Origin of the sequence: Actinomadura rugatobispora, assembly GCF_042656285.1 — a bacterium.
Taxonomy (GTDB): domain Bacteria; phylum Actinomycetota; class Actinomycetes; order Streptosporangiales; family Streptosporangiaceae; genus Spirillospora; species Spirillospora rugatobispora.
The window spans coordinates 76,271-91,448 of record NZ_JBHSON010000039.1 but is presented as its reverse complement, the minus strand read 5'-3'; the positions used below and the strand labels follow the sequence as shown (position 1 = coordinate 91,448).

General features: G+C 69.0%; 26 protein-coding genes. 24 read left to right on the top strand and 2 right to left on the bottom strand.

What is annotated here, in order from left to right; all coding sequences use genetic code 11:
• The first annotated feature begins 154 nt into the window (after window positions 1-154).
• From rplP to ACFPZN_RS26345, 17 genes are all read left to right on the top strand, one after another.
• Window positions 155-574 (top strand): 50S ribosomal protein L16, encoded by a 420-nt coding sequence (gene rplP, locus ACFPZN_RS26425; RefSeq protein WP_366617563.1) that lies wholly within the window; start codon window positions 155-157, stop codon window positions 572-574.
• On the top strand, window positions 574-831 hold the full coding sequence (gene rpmC / locus ACFPZN_RS26420) for a 50S ribosomal protein L29 (protein ID WP_344596382.1): 258 nt from the start codon (window positions 574-576) through the stop codon (window positions 829-831). Before rplP ends, rpmC begins: the two co-directional genes overlap by 1 nt.
• Entirely contained in the window at window positions 824-1,096 is a 273-nt protein-coding gene (rpsQ, locus tag ACFPZN_RS26415; protein WP_378284875.1) for a 30S ribosomal protein S17, read from the top strand. The genes rpmC and rpsQ overlap by 8 nt, the downstream gene beginning before the upstream one ends.
• Before the next feature lie 68 nt (window positions 1,097-1,164).
• Window positions 1,165-1,533 carry a 50S ribosomal protein L14 gene (gene rplN, locus ACFPZN_RS26410; RefSeq protein WP_378284874.1) on the top strand — a complete coding sequence of 123 codons (369 nt, stop codon included), beginning with the start codon at window positions 1,165-1,167 and terminating at the stop codon, window positions 1,531-1,533.
• Entirely contained in the window at window positions 1,533-1,841 is a 309-nt protein-coding gene (gene rplX / locus ACFPZN_RS26405) for a 50S ribosomal protein L24 (RefSeq protein ID WP_378284873.1), read from the top strand. The genes rplN and rplX overlap by 1 nt, the downstream gene beginning before the upstream one ends.
• Window positions 1,842-1,843: 2 nt before the next feature.
• Entirely contained in the window at window positions 1,844-2,425 is a 582-nt protein-coding gene (gene rplE / locus ACFPZN_RS26400; protein WP_378284872.1) for a 50S ribosomal protein L5, read from the top strand.
• Window positions 2,426-2,430: 5 nt separating this feature from the next.
• The gene (locus tag ACFPZN_RS26395) at window positions 2,431-2,616 is read left to right on the top strand and encodes a type Z 30S ribosomal protein S14 (protein WP_018657585.1); all 186 of its coding nucleotides are present in this window, start codon (window positions 2,431-2,433) and stop codon (window positions 2,614-2,616) included.
• Between the two features lie 123 nt (window positions 2,617-2,739).
• Window positions 2,740-3,138 carry a 30S ribosomal protein S8 gene (rpsH, locus tag ACFPZN_RS26390; protein WP_197009436.1) on the top strand — a complete coding sequence of 133 codons (399 nt, stop codon included), beginning with the start codon at window positions 2,740-2,742 and terminating at the stop codon, window positions 3,136-3,138.
• A 16-nt stretch (window positions 3,139-3,154) separates the two neighbouring features.
• Window positions 3,155-3,691, top strand: a complete 537-nt coding sequence (rplF, locus tag ACFPZN_RS26385; protein WP_378284871.1) for a 50S ribosomal protein L6 — start codon at window positions 3,155-3,157, stop codon at window positions 3,689-3,691.
• 53 nt (window positions 3,692-3,744) lie between these two features.
• Window positions 3,745-4,131 carry a 50S ribosomal protein L18 gene (gene rplR / locus ACFPZN_RS26380; RefSeq protein WP_378284870.1) on the top strand — a complete coding sequence of 129 codons (387 nt, stop codon included), beginning with the start codon at window positions 3,745-3,747 and terminating at the stop codon, window positions 4,129-4,131.
• A 37-nt stretch (window positions 4,132-4,168) separates the two neighbouring features.
• Window positions 4,169-4,789 (top strand): 30S ribosomal protein S5, encoded by a 621-nt coding sequence (rpsE, locus tag ACFPZN_RS26375; RefSeq protein ID WP_464043986.1) that lies wholly within the window; start codon window positions 4,169-4,171, stop codon window positions 4,787-4,789.
• Window positions 4,789-4,971 carry a 50S ribosomal protein L30 gene (rpmD, locus tag ACFPZN_RS26370; protein WP_378284869.1) on the top strand — a complete coding sequence of 61 codons (183 nt, stop codon included), beginning with the start codon at window positions 4,789-4,791 and terminating at the stop codon, window positions 4,969-4,971. The genes rpsE and rpmD overlap by 1 nt, the downstream gene beginning before the upstream one ends.
• A 1-nt stretch (window position 4,972) precedes the next feature.
• Window positions 4,973-5,458 carry a 50S ribosomal protein L15 gene (gene rplO / locus ACFPZN_RS26365; protein ID WP_378284868.1) on the top strand — a complete coding sequence of 162 codons (486 nt, stop codon included), beginning with the start codon at window positions 4,973-4,975 and terminating at the stop codon, window positions 5,456-5,458.
• Window positions 5,459-5,661: 203 nt separating this feature from the next.
• Entirely contained in the window at window positions 5,662-6,957 is a 1,296-nt protein-coding gene (gene secY, locus ACFPZN_RS26360) for a preprotein translocase subunit SecY (RefSeq protein ID WP_378284881.1), read from the top strand.
• Window positions 6,957-7,607 (top strand): adenylate kinase, encoded by a 651-nt coding sequence (locus tag ACFPZN_RS26355; protein ID WP_378284867.1) that lies wholly within the window; start codon window positions 6,957-6,959, stop codon window positions 7,605-7,607. Before secY ends, ACFPZN_RS26355 begins: the two co-directional genes overlap by 1 nt.
• A gap of 77 nt (window positions 7,608-7,684) precedes the next feature.
• Complete coding sequence (map, locus tag ACFPZN_RS26350) at window positions 7,685-8,500, top strand: type I methionyl aminopeptidase (RefSeq protein ID WP_378284866.1); 816 nt, start codon at window positions 7,685-7,687, stop codon at window positions 8,498-8,500.
• A gap of 117 nt (window positions 8,501-8,617) precedes the next feature.
• The gene (locus tag ACFPZN_RS26345; RefSeq protein WP_378284865.1) at window positions 8,618-9,073 is read left to right on the top strand and encodes a DUF1707 SHOCT-like domain-containing protein; all 456 of its coding nucleotides are present in this window, start codon (window positions 8,618-8,620) and stop codon (window positions 9,071-9,073) included.
• A 108-nt stretch (window positions 9,074-9,181) separates the two neighbouring features.
• On the opposite strand, the gene ACFPZN_RS26340 is transcribed toward ACFPZN_RS26345, so the two are convergent.
• The gene (locus ACFPZN_RS26340; protein WP_378284864.1) at window positions 9,182-9,997 is read right to left on the bottom strand and encodes a phosphodiesterase; all 816 of its coding nucleotides are present in this window, start codon (window positions 9,995-9,997) and stop codon (window positions 9,182-9,184) included.
• A gap of 213 nt (window positions 9,998-10,210) precedes the next feature.
• Window positions 10,211-10,768, bottom strand: a complete 558-nt coding sequence (locus ACFPZN_RS26335; RefSeq protein WP_378284863.1) for a hypothetical protein — start codon at window positions 10,766-10,768, stop codon at window positions 10,211-10,213.
• Window positions 10,769-11,055: 287 nt separating this feature from the next.
• On the opposite strand from ACFPZN_RS26335, the gene infA reads away from it, so the two are divergent.
• The 7 genes from infA (at window position 11,056) to rplQ (ending at window position 15,070) form a co-directional block, all read left to right on the top strand.
• Window positions 11,056-11,277 (top strand): translation initiation factor IF-1, encoded by a 222-nt coding sequence (gene infA, locus ACFPZN_RS26330; protein WP_197009446.1) that lies wholly within the window; start codon window positions 11,056-11,058, stop codon window positions 11,275-11,277.
• Between the two features lie 65 nt (window positions 11,278-11,342).
• Window positions 11,343-11,456 (top strand): 50S ribosomal protein L36, encoded by a 114-nt coding sequence (gene rpmJ, locus ACFPZN_RS26325; RefSeq protein WP_021596712.1) that lies wholly within the window; start codon window positions 11,343-11,345, stop codon window positions 11,454-11,456.
• A 279-nt stretch (window positions 11,457-11,735) separates the two neighbouring features.
• On the top strand, window positions 11,736-12,116 hold the full coding sequence (gene rpsM / locus ACFPZN_RS26320; RefSeq protein WP_378284862.1) for a 30S ribosomal protein S13: 381 nt from the start codon (window positions 11,736-11,738) through the stop codon (window positions 12,114-12,116).
• Window positions 12,117-12,177: 61 nt separating this feature from the next.
• On the top strand, window positions 12,178-12,579 hold the full coding sequence (gene rpsK / locus ACFPZN_RS26315; protein ID WP_197009447.1) for a 30S ribosomal protein S11: 402 nt from the start codon (window positions 12,178-12,180) through the stop codon (window positions 12,577-12,579).
• 97 nt (window positions 12,580-12,676) lie between these two features.
• Entirely contained in the window at window positions 12,677-13,303 is a 627-nt protein-coding gene (gene rpsD, locus ACFPZN_RS26310; RefSeq protein WP_378284861.1) for a 30S ribosomal protein S4, read from the top strand.
• Between the two features lie 126 nt (window positions 13,304-13,429).
• On the top strand, window positions 13,430-14,443 hold the full coding sequence (locus ACFPZN_RS26305; protein ID WP_131944806.1) for a DNA-directed RNA polymerase subunit alpha: 1,014 nt from the start codon (window positions 13,430-13,432) through the stop codon (window positions 14,441-14,443).
• A gap of 93 nt (window positions 14,444-14,536) precedes the next feature.
• Entirely contained in the window at window positions 14,537-15,070 is a 534-nt protein-coding gene (rplQ, locus tag ACFPZN_RS26300) for a 50S ribosomal protein L17 (protein WP_378284859.1), read from the top strand.
• Window positions 15,071-15,178 lie beyond the last annotated feature (108 nt).

Below are 15,178 nucleotides of genomic sequence, written 5' to 3'. Positions count from 1 at the left end.
CTCGCGCTGGCCGCGGTGGCCGTGGCCGCCGCGGCGGCGATCGCGGCGGCGGTGGCGGCGGCGCCGTGCGCGCGCCCAAGCAGCAGCAGAGTTCAGAGCAGCAGGCCCAGGCGACCGAGGCTGCTGCGAGTGGTGAGGGGAGCTGAAGTAGCCGATGCTGATCCCTCGCAAGGTCAAGCACCGTAAGCAGCACCACCCGAAGCGCCGGGGCATGGCCAAGGGCGGCACCAGGGTGACCTTCGGCGAGTTTGGCATCCAGGCCGTCGAGGGCGCGTACGTGACGAACCGGCAGATCGAGGCCGCGCGTATCGCGATGACCCGTCACATCAAGCGTGGCGGCAAGGTCTGGATCAACATCTTCCCGGACCGTCCGCTGACCAAGAAGCCCGCCGAGACCCGCATGGGCTCCGGCAAGGGCTCGGTCGAGTGGTGGGTGGCCAACGTGAAGCCGGGCCGCGTGATGTTCGAGATCTCCTACCCGAACGAGCAGATCGCTCGGGAGGCCCTCACCCGCGCGATCCACAAGCTGCCCATGAAGTGCAAGATTGTTAAGCGAGAGGTGGGTGAGTCCTGATGGCCAAGGGTCTTACCGCCGACGATCTGCGGACCGAGCCCGAGGACGTCCTGGTCACCAAGCTCAAGGAGGCGAAGGAGGAGCTTTTCAACCTTCGCTTCCAGGCCGCGACCGGCCAGCTGGAGAGCCACGGGCGGCTGCGCACCGTGAAGCGCGAGATCGCCCGCATCTACACCGTGATGCGGGAGCGCGAGCTCGGCATCGTCACGGTCGCCGAGGAGACCGAAGCCGCGTCCGCGGAGGGCAACGATGACTGAGCAGCAGACCGAGCAGCGGCACACCCGCAAGGTCCTGGAGGGCCTGGTGGTCAGCGACAAGATGGACAAGACCGTGGTCGTGTCCGTCGAGGACCGCATCACCCACCGCCGCTACCACAAGGTGATCCGCCGGACCACCAAGTACAAGGCGCACGACGAGGCCAACGAGTGTGGCGTCGGCGACCGCGTCCGTCTCATGGAGACCCGCCCGCTCTCGGCCACCAAGCGCTGGCGCGTGGTGGAGATCCTCGAGAAGGCCAAGTAATCACTGGTTCCACCAGGCTCCGGGCGCATGAAGGCCCCGGAGAACCGGTGTGACGAACAGGAGTCAACGTGATCCAGCAGGAGTCGCGACTCAAAGTCGCCGACAACACGGGTGCCAAGGAGATCCTTTGCATCCGGGTTCTCGGCGGCTCGGGTCGGCGCTACGCGGGAGTCGGCGACATCATCGTCGCGACGGTGAAGGACGCCCTTCCCGGCGCGGGCGTGAAGAAGGGTGACGTCGTCAAGGCCGTCGTCGTGCGCACCCGCAAGGAGCGCCGGCGCCCGGACGGCTCCTACATCCGCTTCGACGAGAACGCCGCCGTGCTCATCAGGGACGGCGGCGACCCCCGCGGCACCCGCATCTTCGGCCCGGTGGGCCGTGAGCTGCGCGAGAAGAGGTTCATGAAGATCATCTCTCTCGCTCCGGAGGTGCTGTAGTGAAGATCAAGAAGGGCGACGAGGTCGTCGTCATCGCGGGCAAGGACAAGGGCGCGACGGGCAAGGTCCTGCGCGTCGACCCGCGCCGCGAGCGCGTCGTCGTCGAGGGCGTCAACCTCATCACCAAGAACATCAAGGCCGACCAGCAGCGCGCCGGCAAGGAGAGCGGCCGGGTCACGGTCGAGGCGCCGCTGCACGTCAGCAACGTCGCGATCGTCGAGGACGGCAAGCCGGTCCGGGTCGGATACCGCATCAACGAGGACGGGACGAAGGTCCGGGTCTCGCGGCGCAGCGGTAAGGAGATCTGACCATGACCGACACTGTCACCGAGACCGAGCGCCCCGTTCCGCAGCCGCGGCTCAAGCTCCGCTACCGCGAGGAGATCGCGGGCGCGATGCGCGAGCAGTTCGGCTACGCCAACGTGATGCAGATCCCCGGGCTGACCAAGATCGTGGTCAACATGGGGGTCGGCGAGGCCGCCCGCGACGCCAAGGTGATCGAGGGCGCGATCCGCGACCTGTCGGCGATCACCGGCCAGAAGCCGGCCGTGAACCGGGCCCGCAAGTCCATCGCGCAGTTCAAGCTGCGCGAGGGCATGCCGATCGGCGCGCACGTCACGCTGCGCGGCGACCGGATGTGGGAGTTCCTCGACCGGCTGCTGGCCACCGCGCTGCCGCGGATCCGCGACTTCCGCGGGCTGTCCCCCAAGCAGTTCGACGGGAACGGCAACTACACCTTCGGGCTGACCGAGCAGGTCATGTTCCACGAGGTGGACCCGGACAAGATCGACCGCACCCGGGGCATGGACATCACGGTGGTCACCACCGCGAAGACCGACGATGAGGGCCGGGCGCTCCTGAAGCTCCTCGGCTTCCCGTTCAAGGAGAGCTGACCAGAATGGCGAAGAAGTCGCTGATCGCCAAGGCGGCCCGCAAGCCCAAGTTCGGCGTGCGCGCGTACACTCGTTGCTCGCGCTGCGGGCGTCCGCGCTCGGTCTACCGGAAGTTCGGCCTCTGCCGGGTCTGCTTCCGGGAGATGGCCCACCGGGGCGAGCTGCCGGGCATCACCAAGTCCAGCTGGTGACGGTCTCCGTACCGTCGCCCAGCGTGTAATAACCACCCGGGCGCCTGAGCAAGGCGTCCACGACCGCGCCAAAGGTCCACGGGAGCACCCGAGGAAACCGTGGCGAGGGAGGGCCTGAAGCCCATGACGATGACCGATCCGATCGCAGACATGCTGACGCGTCTGCGGAACGCGAACTCGGCGTACCACGACTCGGTGTCGATGCCGTACTCGAAGATCAAGGCGCACATCTCCGAGATCCTCCAGCAGGAGGGCTACATCTCGGGCTGGAGCGTGGAGGACGCCGAGGTCGGCAAGAAGCTCGTGATCGAGCTGAAGTTCGGCCCGACCCGGGAGCGTTCGATCGCCGGTATCAAGCGCGTGTCGAAGCCGGGTCTGCGGGTGTACGCGAAGAAGGACAACCTGCCCAAGGTGTTGGGCGGACTGGGCGTCGCGATCATCTCGACGTCCTCCGGCCTGATGACCGACCGGCAGGCCGGCAAGCGTGGCGTGGGCGGGGAAGTCCTCGCCTACGTCTGGTGAGGGGAGGGCACTAGAAATGTCGCGTATCGGACGTCTCCCCATCACTGTGCCCAGCGCCGTCGAGGTGAAGATCGACGGCCGGAAGGTCACCGTCAAGGGGCCCAAGGGCGAGCTGCACCACACCGTCGCCGAGCCCATCGAGGTGGCGCTGGAGGACGGCACGGTCACCGTGTCCCGGCCGGATGACGTGAACGTCAACCGGGCGCTGCACGGGCTGACCCGCTCGCTGATCAACAACATGGTGGTCGGTGTCACCGACGGCTACAAGAAGACCCTGGTCATCCAGGGCGTCGGTTACCGTGTGGTGGCCAAGGGCAAGAACCTGGAGTTCTCGCTCGGCTACAGCCACCCGATCACGGTGGAGCCGCCGGAGGGCATCTCCTTCACGGTCGAGCGGCCGACCCAGCTGATCGTCGAGGGCATCGACAAGCAGAAGGTCGGCGAGGTCGCCGCCAACATCCGCAAGCTGCGCAAGCCCGACCCGTACAAGGGCAAGGGCGTGCGGTACGAGGGCGAGCAGATCCGCCGCAAGGTCGGAAAGGCTGGCAAGTGATGCGGGCAAGCAGATCCGCCGGCTGCGTTATTCGGGAAGGCTGGTAAGTAGTCATGGCAGGCACCAAGACCCTGGCCGGCAAGGCCACGTCGGCGCGGGCCAAGTCCCGCAAGCGCCGGCACCTCCGGGTCCGCAAGAAGGTCGTGGGCACCGCCGCGCGGCCGCGCCTGGTCGTGACCCGCTCCAGCCGGCACGTCTTCGTCCAGGTGATCGACGACACCGCGGGCCGCACGCTGGCCTACGGCTCGACGATGGAGGCCGACCTGCGCGCCGACGACGGCGACAAGACGGCCAAGTCCCGCCGGGTCGGCGAGCTGGTGGCGGCCCGCGCCAAGGAGGCCGGGGTCTCCGCGGTGGTGTTCGACCGGGGCGGCAACAAGTACCACGGCCGCGTGGCCGCCGTCGCCGACGGTGCGCGCGAGGGGGGCCTGGAACTCTGATGGCCCTGTCTATCGTCAATGAGAAGAGGAACCACTGATGGCAGCGCAGAGGCGTGGCGGCGGTCAGGGTGGCGACCGTCGCGACGGCCGCCGCGATGACCGTCGCGGTGGCGGCGACAAGGGCCAGGCCTACATCGAGAAGGTCGTGGCGATCAACCGGGTCGCCAAGGTCGTCAAGGGCGGCCGTCGCTTCAGCTTCACCGCCCTGGTGATCGTCGGTGACGGCAACGGCACCGTCGGCGTCGGCTACGGCAAGGCCAAGGAGGTGCCCGCGGCGATCGCCAAGGGCGTCGAGGAGGCCAAGAAGCACTTCTTCAAGGTGCCGCGGATCCAGGGCACCATCCCGCACCTGGTGCAGGCGCGGGACGCGGCGGGCGAGGTCCTGCTGCGCCCGGCCAGCCCCGGTACCGGCGTCATCGCCGGTGGCCCGGTGCGCGCGGTGCTGGAGTGCGCGGGCATCCACGACGTGCTGAGCAAGTCGCTGGGCAGCGACAACGCGATCAACATCGTGCACGCGACGATCGCGGGCCTGAAGGCGCTCAAGCGCCCGGAGGAGATCGCGGCCAAGCGCGGCCTGCCGATCGAGGACGTCGCCCCGGCCGCCATGCTGCGGGCGCGCGCCGCCGGCAGCGAGCCGCGGTCGGAGGTGGCCTCCTGATGGCCAAGCTCAAGATCACGCAGACCAAGTCCGTGATCAGCGAGAAGCAGAACCAGCGTGACACGCTGCGCACCCTCGGTCTGAAGAAGATCGGCCAGAGCGTGGTCCGGGAGGACCGGCCCGAGGTGCTCGGCATGATCCGGACGGTGAACCACCTGGTCTCCGTCGAGGAGGTCGACTGACATGGCGGCTGATCTGAGCAAAGCCGACGCGGAGGCCCAGGAGGGCACCCCGCTGAAGCTGCACGATCTGCGTCCCGCCCCCGGTGCCAACCGCGCCAAGACCCGCAAGGGCCGCGGCGAGGCGTCCAAGGGCAAGACCGCGGGCCGCGGCACCAAGGGCACCAAGGCCCGCAGCACGGTGCCGGTCGGGTTCGAGGGCGGCCAGATGCCCCTGATCCGCCGGATTCCGAAGCTCAAGGGCTTCAAGAACCCGAACCGGGTCGAGTTCCAGGTGGTGAACCTGGACAAGCTGGCCGAGCTGTACCCGGAGGGCGGCGAGGTCACGGCGGAGGACCTGGCGGCGCGGGGCGCGGTGCGCCGCGGCCGTCCGGTGAAGGTGCTCGGCAGCGGCGAGATCTCCGTGGCGGTCCAGGTGAAGGTGCACGCCTTCTCCGGCTCCGCCAAGGAGAAGATCGCGGCGGCCGGCGGTTCCGCCGAAGAACTGTAAAGAAGTACGCCCATGATGCCGGGGACGCGTAGTTCGCTCGCCGGGGCCCGCAGGGTCCCGGCGCCGCGAGGCGCGGCCTCGGCATCATCTGCTGTTAGAGTCTCAGCGGCGGAGGTTCCCCGTTCCAGGGTCGGCCCCGCCATCCAAGGACCCGATTCCGGCCCCTCGGCGGCCAAGGATTCGCCAGTCGCGCAGGAGGAATGGTGCTGACCGCGTTCGCTCGGGCTTTCCGTACGCCGGACCTGCGTAAAAAAATCCTGTTCACGCTCTTCATCATCCTGATCTTCCGGATCGGCTCGGTACTGCCGTCCCCGGGCGTGAACACGGAGGTTCTGCGCGAGACGGCCGAAGCCGCCAGGGAGAGCAACCAGCTCTACGGGCTGGTCGATCTGTTCAGCGGCGGGGCGCTGCTGAAACTGTCGGTGTTCGCGCTGGGCATCATGCCCTACATCACCGCGAGCATCATCCTGCAGCTGCTGACGGTGGTGATCCCGCGGCTGGAGGCCCTCAAGAAGGAGGGCCAGGCCGGCACCACCAAGATCACGCAGTACACCCGGTACCTCACCATCGGGCTGGCGATCCTCCAGGCCACCGGCATCGTCGCGATGGCCAGCACGGGGCAGCTGTTCCAGGGCGTGGCCGGCGGCCAGGACGTGCTCTACGACAACGACATCTTCACGATCCTCACGATCGTGGTCTGCATGACCGCCGGCACCTCGGTGATCATGTGGCTGGGCGAGCTGATCACCGACCGCGGCGTCGGCAACGGCATGTCCATCCTGATCTTCACCCAGGTGGTCGCGGTCTTCCCCGGCCAGTTCTGGAGCATCTTCACCTCCAAGGGCGGCTTCGTCTTCACCGTGGTCATCCTGGTCGGCCTCGCGATCATGGCGGGCGTCGTGTTCGTCGAGCAGGCCCAGCGGCGGATCCCGGTGCAGTACGCCAAGCGCATGGTGGGCCGCCGGATGTACGGCGGGACGTCCACCTACATCCCGCTGAAGGTGAACCAGGCGGGAATCATCCCCGTGATCTTCGCCTCATCGCTTCTGTACCTGCCGGTGCTGGCGACGCAGCTGTGGCCGGAGACCGGGTTCCTGCAGCGCGTGCAGCCCTACCTGGCCCAGGACAACCCCTGGCACATGGGCGTTTTCTTCGCCTTCATCGTCTTCTTCACGTACTTCTATGTGGCCATCACGTTCAACCCCACTGAAGTCGCCGACAACATGAAGAAGTATGGTGGATTCATCCCAGGTATCCGTCCGGGCCGGCCGACCGCCGAGTACCTCGACTACGTGCTCACCAGGATCACCACCCCCGGTGCGCTGTACCTGGGTATCGTCGCCCTGATCCCGATGGTCGCGTTCGCGCTCATCGGGGCGAGCCAGGACTTCGCGTTCGGGGGGACGAGCATCCTCATCGTCGTCGGCGTCGGACTGGATACCGTGAAGCAGATCGAGAGTCAGCTCCAGCAGCGCAATTACGAGGGCTTCCTCCGGTAGTGCGTATCGTGCTGGTGGGCCCCCCGGGTGCGGGCAAGGGGACGCAGGCCCAGTTCATCGCATCGCATCTGTCCATCCCGAAGATCTCGACAGGTGACATCTTCCGCGCGAACGTCAGCGGCGGGACCGAGCTGGGCCGTCAGGCCAAGAAGTACATGGACCGGGGCGACCTGGTACCGGACGAGGTCACCATCGCCATGGTGCGCGACCGGCTGGCCGAGGAGGACGCCCGCGACGGGTTCCTGCTCGACGGCTTCCCGCGCAACGTGCCGCAGGCCGAGACGCTGAAGAAGATCCTCTCCGAGTGGGACGCCAAGCTCGACATCGTGCTGAACCTGGTGGTCGACGAGGACGAGGTCGTCCGGCGGCTGTCGGGCCGGCGCACGTGCGAGCGCTGCGGCAAGATCTGGCATGTCGACTTCGACGACAAGCAGGACGACATCTGCGACGACTGCGGCGGTCACCTGTTCCAGCGGGACGACGACAAGGAAGAGGTCGTCCGGCACCGTCTCGAGGTCTACAAGGAACAGACGGCCCCCCTCGTGCAGTTCTACGCGGATGAGGGGATTCTCCGCGGCATCGACGCGACCGGGCCGGTCGAGGAGGTCACCAACCGCGCGCTCAGGGAGCTGCGGCCGCTGGAGCGGTGACCCCCGCCGTTTCAGGTCGTGTCCGGCCCCCGGTTCCCCGCCGGGGGCGGTCGCGTGTTCAGGGACCAGGGGGAGAGATGTTCAAACGGCGTAGACCCGCGATCCAGGTGAAGACCGCCGAGCAGGTGGAGCTGATGCGCGCGGCCGGGCTCCTGGTCGGCCGCACGCTGGAGCTGCTGCGCGAGTCGGTCAAGCCCGGGATCACCACGATGGACCTGGACGTGATCGCCGAGCGGCACATCCGCGACAACGGCGGCGTGCCGTCGTTCAAGGGCTACCACGGCTTCCCCGCGACGATCTGCGCCTCGGTGAACGAGGAGATCGTGCACGGCATCCCCAGCGCCGGGAAGGTGCTGCGGGACGGCGACGTGATCTCCATCGACTGCGGCGCGATCGTGGCGGGCTGGCACGGCGACGCCGCGATCACCGTCCCGGTGGGGGAGATCGGGCCGGAGCTCGTACGGCTCCTGGAGGTCACCGAGGCGTCCCTGTGGCACGGTCTGGCGGCCGGGAGGGCCGGGGCCAGGCTCACGGACATCTCGCACGCGATCGAGTCGCACGTGCGCTCTCAGGGCTCCTACGGCATCGTCGAGGGGTACGGGGGGCACGGCATCGGGACGCGGATGCACATGGACCCGCTGATCCCCAACCACGGAGAGCCGGGGCACGGGCCCGTCCTGGAGCCCGGGATGTGCTTCGCGGTGGAGCCGATGGTCAATCTCGGCACGAAGAACACCCGCGAGCTGGACGACGGCTGGACGGTGATCACCACCGACGGCCGCGCCTCCGCCCACTTCGAACACACCTTCACGGTGACCGAGGACGGCCCCCGCGTGCTCACCGCCCTTGACGAAGGTGCCGAGTGGTTCGCCGCACTTCGAGGCAGCGCCTGATGGCGGTGACCGAGGACGGCCCCCGTGTGCTCACCGCCCTTGACGAAGGGCGGGAGTGGTTCTCCAAGCTGGGTAGTAACACCTCCTGATGCATGGAATGAAGTGAAGTGGGGTGGCATGACGCCTAACCCTGACATTCGGGCCTCCGACGCCGACCGCGACCGGGTGGCCGCGACCCTGCGCGAGCACTGCGCCCAGGGCCGCATCACGATGGACGAGCTGGACGAGCGGCTGGAGGCGGCCTACACCGCCAAGACCCTCGGGCAGCTCCTGGAGATCACCTCCGACCTGCCGGAGGAGGACCTGTACGAGCGGCCCGTCCCGGCCGCGCAGCGGGCGCCCAAGGGCGTGGTCCCGGTGCGGGGCGCCGGGGGCGGGATGGACCTGTACCGCTCCGGCACCCGCGCGCTGTGGGGCACCTGGGCCGTGGTCAGCGGGATCAACTTCACGGTCTGGATGATCATCGCGCTGACGGGCGAGATCGTGTACCCGTGGTGGCTGTGGGTGGCGGGGCCGTGGGGCGCCGTACTGGCGGCGATCACGCTGCTCGGCGCGTCCCGGCGCCGCGAGTAGGGCCGTCCGGGTCACGGCCTCCGCCGCCCCGGGCGGTTTCGGGCTGCCCGGACTCCGGCCGCGCGGGGCCGTTCGACGTGCCCGCCGCCGCCTCGACGACGCCTGCCGTTATTCGACTTCCATGAGCGGGCGGTAGTTGCCGGTCGGGACGAAGTGCGTCGTCGCGTCGCCCTCGTCCGTGACCAGGTGCACCGCGAAGCCGGCGGGCTCGCCGGTCACCGCGGCCCGGCCCGGGCGGGTCAGGTCGAGGAACAGCTGGCGGTAGGTGCTGGGGCAGGTGGTGCTGACCCGGCCCGCCAGGACGCCCACCGAGCCGCGGTGCACATGGCCGCTGATCAGCCGGACCACCTGGCCGTGCCGGCCGATGATCTCGGCGAACCCCTCCGGCTCGGTGAACCGCATGTCGTCGATGAAGCGGATCCCGATGGGGTAGGGCGGGTGGTGCGTGGCGACGATCGTGGGGGTGTCGGGGGCGGCGGCCAGGGTGGCGTCGAGCCAGGCGAGCCGGTCGGCGTCCATCGCCCCGTACGGGGCGCCCGGCACGGTGGTGTCGCAGCACACCAGCCGCACCCCGGCCACGTCGACGGCGTACTGCACGGGGGCCTGGGGGAGCACGCCGCTGGCGGTGACCGCCGGGTGGTCGGTGAACGCGGCGCGCAGCGCGTCCCGGTCGTCGTGGTTGCCGGGCATCGGGTAGACCGCCATGGGCAGCGGGGACAGCAGCGCGTGCAGCCGGGCGTACTCGACGGGCAGCCCGGAGTCGGCGAGGTCGCCGGTGAGGACGACGGCGTCCGGGCGGGCGGGCAGCGACAGCAGGCTCGACACCGCGGCGCGCAGCGACCGGACCGGCCCGGAGTCGTCGTCCACCGCGCCGCCGCGGCCGGCGGCGATGTGGATGTCGCTGAGCTGCGCGATGATCGCCATTGCTCCCCTCCCCTTCCATCATGCACGTCACGGTCCGGTGCGATTCGATCCGCGGGGCGGGGCCCGGCGCAGGCGAATCGACCGTTCCGAGAGCAAGATCACCTCATTGGCGGGGCGTCCCGGGCGCGCCGGGGCCCTCCCGGCCCGTCCCCGAAGCGCCTGAGCCGCCCGCCGGGCCGCCCGCCGGGCCGGTGGCGCGGGCGGCCGGACGGCTCAGGCCACGTGCTGGATGACCGCCGACAGTGCCGAGGTGACGTCCGCCGCGGCCGGCGCCACGTCCGGCACGACGTCGCGCAGCGCCAGCCACCCGTTGATCGCCTGGGTGGTGGGACGGGCCTCGCGCAGCTGCGGGTCGTCGTAGTCGTACCAGGCCGCCACCTTCGACCATCTCCACAGCCGGTGGCCCGCGGTCGACATCTCCGAGGCCGGGAAGCCGCCGGGCCCGCGCGCGCCCGTGATCGACAGGCGTACCGAGTCGACCGAGCGGCCCACCCGCTCGGAGATGTCGCGGATGGTCAGCAGCGGGTCGGCCTCGACCCGCTGGACGCGCAGGCCGGGCGCGCTGGCCTCCACATGCTCGACCAGCTCCATGATCGCGGCGGCCAGCGTGGCGCCCTGCCAGGTGCAGGAGGCGTTGCCGGGACGTTCCGCGTGCTGCGGCTCGGTGATGATCGAGACCGTGACGTAGCCGTGGGTCCGGTCGAACAGGTCGTCCAGCTCCTCCTCGTAGAGGGGACGACTCAGGATCAGCGCGAAGTCGTAGCTCGGCATGCCGATCCTCCCTGGGCGTCCTTCCTTCCCGAAAGGTACAACGCGCGGGCGCTGTATGCTGGGGTCGGGAGCAGTCTCCGGTGCCGGTTCGTGCGACAATTTCACATTCGGTGGCCGGGTGACGTAGACTCCTATGTCGGTCCGCTGTCGGCCGCCTCGAATTCCTGCCCGGACATCTCGTCCCGGCACGGTCGCGGCCGGGCTCTCATGGCGATCTTCCTGGCGAAGCTCTGTCGTGGGACGTCGCGGACCGGGTCCAATGAGCCGATCAGCGAAGCGCGGAGGACATGCCCAAGAAGGAAGGCGCCATCGAGATCGAGGGCACCGTCATCGAGTCCCTCCCCAACGCCATGTTCCGAGTGGAGCTGGACAACGGGCACAAGGTGCTCGCCCACATCAGCGGCAAGATGCGGATGCACTACATCCGGATCCTGCCGGACGACCGCGTCGTCGTGGAGCTGAGCCCCTACGACCTCTCGCGCGGTCGGATCGTCTACCGCTACAAGTGAACCCACTGGGGTTGCCTTCCTCGTGCGTGGCGGCGCGAGGGTGACCCTGACCTCTAGGAGACCCAGTGAAGGTCAAGCCGAGCGTCAAGAAGATCTGCAACAAGTGCCGCGTCATCCGCCGGCACGGCCGGGTCATGGTGATCTGCTCCGACCCGCGCCACAAGCAGCGCCAGGGCTGACGCCCTAACAATTCCAGACGCGCATCGCGATCCTTCGCGTCGCCGCACGGTCGGAAGCCGCGCTTCCACCGGCCCCCCGGAGTCCGTCCAGGGGGTGACCCCCGGAGCATCGGGGGACGTCGCCGTACGACCCGGGTCGGGGCCCAGGCCCCGTGATCAGGTCGTGCGGCACCGGCGTGTGAAGGGGGACCCTCGGACGGAGGCCGAGGCCGCCACCCGGGCAGGGTGTTCGCGGGAGCGGTGCGCACATACCTCCGCAAAAGAAAGGAACTGCCCGAGATGGCACGCCTGCTCGGCGTCGACCTCCCGCGGGACAAGCGCGTGGAGATCGCTCTCACCTACATCTTCGGCATCGGCCGTACCCGGGCGCTGGAGACCCTCGCGGGCACCGGCGTCAACCCGGACCTGCGGGTGCACCAGCTCGGCGACGACGAGCTGGTCAAGCTGCGCGACTGGATCGAGGCGAACTACAAGACCGAGGGCGACCTCCGCCGCGAGATCCAGGCCGACATCCGACGCAAGATCGAGATCGGTTGCTACCAGGGCATCCGGCACCGCCGCGGCCTGCCCGTGCACGGCCAGCGCACGCAGACCAACGCGCGCACCCGCAAGGGCAAGAAGAAGACCGTGGCCGGCAAGAAGAAGGCCGGCAAGAAGTAGCAGTCCGGGCGGCGGGCCGCGGCCCGTCCCGGATCGATGACCTCAGGAGTAGAGAGAGCAGATGCCTCCCAAGAGCCGTGTCGGCGCCAAGAAGGTGCGCCGCAAGGAGAAGAAGAACGTCGCTCACGGGCACGCCCACATCAAGAGCACGTTCAACAACACGATCGTTTCGATCACCGACCCCAACGGGAACGTGATCTCCTGGGCCTCCTCCGGCCACGTGGGCTTCAAGGGCTCGCGCAAGTCCACCCCGTACGCCGCCCAGCAGGCCGCCGAGGCCGCCGCGCGCCGCGCCATGGAGCACGGCATGCGCAAGGTCGACGTGTTCGTCAAGGGGCCGGGCTCGGGCCGTGAGACCGCCATCCGGTCGCTGCAGGCGACCGGCCTGGAGGTCGGTTCGATCCAGGACGTCACGCCCGTTCCGCACAACGGCTGCCGCCCGCCGAAGCGCCGGAGGGTCTGACCGTCATGAGCAATCTGGAATTTGCGCGGGGCGGCACCGCCCGCCGCAGCGTCAGCCAGAAGAGCCGGCGCGTCTGAGGCAGGGGAGAACTAGAACAATGGCTCGTTACACCGGCGCCGACTGCAAGCTCTGCCGTCGCGAGAAGATGAAGCTGTTCCTCAAGGGCAGCAAGTGCGAAGGGCCCAAGTGCCCGATCGAGATCCGGCCCTACCCGCCGGGTGAGCACGGCCGCGGTCGTCCCAAGGAGACCGAGTACCTGCTCCAGCTGCGCGAGAAGCAGAAGGCCAAGCGCATCTACGGCGTTCTGGAGCGGCAGTTCAGCAACTACTACGTCGAGGCCAACCGGCAGGGCGGCAAGACGGGTGAGAACCTGCTCTCGCTGCTGGAGCGGCGGCTCGACAACGTGGTCTACCGCGCGGGCTTCGCCAAGTCCCGCGACATGGCCCGCCAGCTGATCCGGCACGGCCACATCCGGGTCAACGGCAAGAAGGTCAACATCCCGTCGTTCCTGGTCTCCGAGGCCGACATCATCGATGTCCGGACCAAGTCCCAGGAGATGACGCCGTTCCAGGTCGCCAAGGCCGAGGCGGGCGACCGCCAGGTCCCGGCGTGGCTGGGCGTCGACGCCGACCGGATGCGGGTCTTCGTCCACTCGCTGCCGGTCCGGCAGCAGATCGACGCTCCCGTCCAGGAGCAGCTGATCGTCGAGCTCTACTCCAAGTAAGGGCTCACCGCCGTTCCCGACCGGCTCCCGGCCCGCCGAAACGCGGGCCGGGACCGGACCCGGGAACGGGACGTACCATGGAAAACGCGGTAGTCAAATAGCGGGCACCGCGGAAAGAAGGACACCATGCTCATCGCTCAGCGTCCCACCCTCACCGAGGAGCAGGTCGACGAGTACCGGTCGCGGTTCACCATCGAGCCGCTGGAGCCGGGCTTCGGCTACACGATCGGCAACTCGCTCCGTCGCACCCTGCTCTCCTCGATCCCCGGCGCGGCCGTCACCAGCATCCGCATCGAGGGCGTGCTGCACGAGTTCTCCACCGTTCCCGGGGTCAAGGAGGATGTCACCGACATCATCCTGAACCTCAAGGAGCTGGTGGTCTCCTCCGAGCACGACGAGCCCGTGGTGATGTACCTGCGCAAGCAGGGCCCCGGCGAGGTGACCGCGGCCGACATCGCGCCGCCCGCCGGTGTCGAGGTGCACAACCCCGACCTGCACATCGCCACCCTCAACAACAAGGCCAAGCTGGAGATGGAGCTGACGGTCGAGCGCGGCCGCGGCTACGTCTCGGCCGCCCAGAACAAGCAGCCGGGCCAGGAGATCGGCCGGATCCCGATCGACTCCATCTACTCGCCCGTGCTCAAGGTCACCTACAAGGTCGAGGCCACCCGAGTCGAGCAGCGCACCGACTTCGACCGCCTCATCCTGGACGTGGAGACCAAGCAGGCGATGCTGCCGCGCGACGCGGTGGCCTCCGCCGGCAAGACCCTCGTCGAGCTGTTCGGGCTGGCCCGGGAGCTCAACGTCGAGGCCGAGGGCATCGACATGGGCCCGTCCCCGACGGACGCCGCGCTGGCCGCGGACCTGGCGCTGCCCATCGAGGAGCTCAACCTCACGGTGCGCTCCTACAACTGCCTCAAGCGCGAGGGCATCCACTCGGTGGGCGAGCTGGTGGCCCGCAGCGAGCAGGACCTGCTCGATATAAGGAACTTCGGCGCCAAGTCGATCGAAGAGGTCAAGCAGAAGCTCAACGACATGGGCCTCTCGCTGAAGGACTCCCCGCCCGGGTTCGACCCGAGCGCGGCGGCCGACAACTACGGCGACGACGACACCAGCTACGCCGAGACCGAGCAGTACTAGAACGACCTCGTCCCAGGCCCGGGGCCGCCCGGCTCCGGGCCTGGATTCAGCTGACGCCGGTACCTGACACGGCCGGCGCAGGAAGGAACGACCATGCCTCAGCCCACCAAGGGCGCCCGTCTGGGCGGCAGCGCCGCGCACCAGCGGCTCATCCTGGCCAACCTGGCCACCTCGCTGTTCGAGCACGGCCGGGTGACCACCACCGAGGCCAAGGCCCGGCGGGTGCGCCCGCTGGCGGAGAAGCTGATCACCAAGGCCAAGAAGGGTGATCTGCACAACCGCCGCCAGGTGGCCCAGGTGATCCGGGACAAGGGCGTCGTGCACGAGCTCTTCACCGAGATCGCGCCGCGCTTCGAGAACCGTCCCGGCGGCTACACCCGCATCACCAAGATCGGTCCGCGCAAGGGCGACAACGCCCCGATGGCGGTGATCGAGCTGGTGCAGGAGCAGCTCGCGGGCGCCGGCACCGCCGCGGCCCCGGCCGAGGCCGAGCCCGCCGCCCCGGCGGAGGAGGCCGAGGGCAAGGCCGACCTGACCAAGGACGAGGCCCCCGCCGACGCCGACACCGAGGCCGCGGACACCGCCGAGGCCAAGGGTGAGGCGAAGGACGAGGACGAGGCCAAGTAAGGCCGGAGGGGCGCCCCGCGAGGGCGACCGCGCCGACATGCGCTCGGGCCCGCCGTTCCTACGGGACGGCGGGCCCGAACTTTGCCACACTGCTTCCCATGGTCACGT

Coding starts and splice junctions, on each gene's coding strand:
- rplP (WP_366617563.1), top strand. CDS start 155: ATGCTGATCCCTCGCAAGGTCAAGCACCGTAAGCAGCACCACCCGAAG.
- rpmC (WP_344596382.1), top strand. CDS start 574: ATGGCCAAGGGTCTTACCGCCGACGATCTGCGGACCGAGCCCGAGGAC.
- rpsQ (WP_378284875.1), top strand. CDS start 824: ATGACTGAGCAGCAGACCGAGCAGCGGCACACCCGCAAGGTCCTGGAG.
- rplE (WP_378284872.1), top strand. CDS start 1,844: ATGACCGACACTGTCACCGAGACCGAGCGCCCCGTTCCGCAGCCGCGG.
- ACFPZN_RS26395 (WP_018657585.1), top strand. CDS start 2,431: ATGGCGAAGAAGTCGCTGATCGCCAAGGCGGCCCGCAAGCCCAAGTTC.
- rpsH (WP_197009436.1), top strand. CDS start 2,740: ATGACGATGACCGATCCGATCGCAGACATGCTGACGCGTCTGCGGAAC.
- rplF (WP_378284871.1), top strand. CDS start 3,155: ATGTCGCGTATCGGACGTCTCCCCATCACTGTGCCCAGCGCCGTCGAG.
- rplR (WP_378284870.1), top strand. CDS start 3,745: ATGGCAGGCACCAAGACCCTGGCCGGCAAGGCCACGTCGGCGCGGGCC.
- rpsE (WP_464043986.1), top strand. CDS start 4,169: ATGGCAGCGCAGAGGCGTGGCGGCGGTCAGGGTGGCGACCGTCGCGAC.
- rpmD (WP_378284869.1), top strand. CDS start 4,789: ATGGCCAAGCTCAAGATCACGCAGACCAAGTCCGTGATCAGCGAGAAG.
- rplO (WP_378284868.1), top strand. CDS start 4,973: ATGGCGGCTGATCTGAGCAAAGCCGACGCGGAGGCCCAGGAGGGCACC.
- map (WP_378284866.1), top strand. CDS start 7,685: ATGTTCAAACGGCGTAGACCCGCGATCCAGGTGAAGACCGCCGAGCAG.
- ACFPZN_RS26345 (WP_378284865.1), top strand. CDS start 8,618: ATGACGCCTAACCCTGACATTCGGGCCTCCGACGCCGACCGCGACCGG.
- ACFPZN_RS26340 (WP_378284864.1), bottom strand. CDS start 9,997: ATGGCGATCATCGCGCAGCTCAGCGACATCCACATCGCCGCCGGCCGC.
- ACFPZN_RS26335 (WP_378284863.1), bottom strand. CDS start 10,768: ATGCCGAGCTACGACTTCGCGCTGATCCTGAGTCGTCCCCTCTACGAG.
- infA (WP_197009446.1), top strand. CDS start 11,056: ATGCCCAAGAAGGAAGGCGCCATCGAGATCGAGGGCACCGTCATCGAG.
- rpsM (WP_378284862.1), top strand. CDS start 11,736: ATGGCACGCCTGCTCGGCGTCGACCTCCCGCGGGACAAGCGCGTGGAG.
- rpsK (WP_197009447.1), top strand. CDS start 12,178: ATGCCTCCCAAGAGCCGTGTCGGCGCCAAGAAGGTGCGCCGCAAGGAG.
- rpsD (WP_378284861.1), top strand. CDS start 12,677: ATGGCTCGTTACACCGGCGCCGACTGCAAGCTCTGCCGTCGCGAGAAG.
- ACFPZN_RS26305 (WP_131944806.1), top strand. CDS start 13,430: ATGCTCATCGCTCAGCGTCCCACCCTCACCGAGGAGCAGGTCGACGAG.
- rplQ (WP_378284859.1), top strand. CDS start 14,537: ATGCCTCAGCCCACCAAGGGCGCCCGTCTGGGCGGCAGCGCCGCGCAC.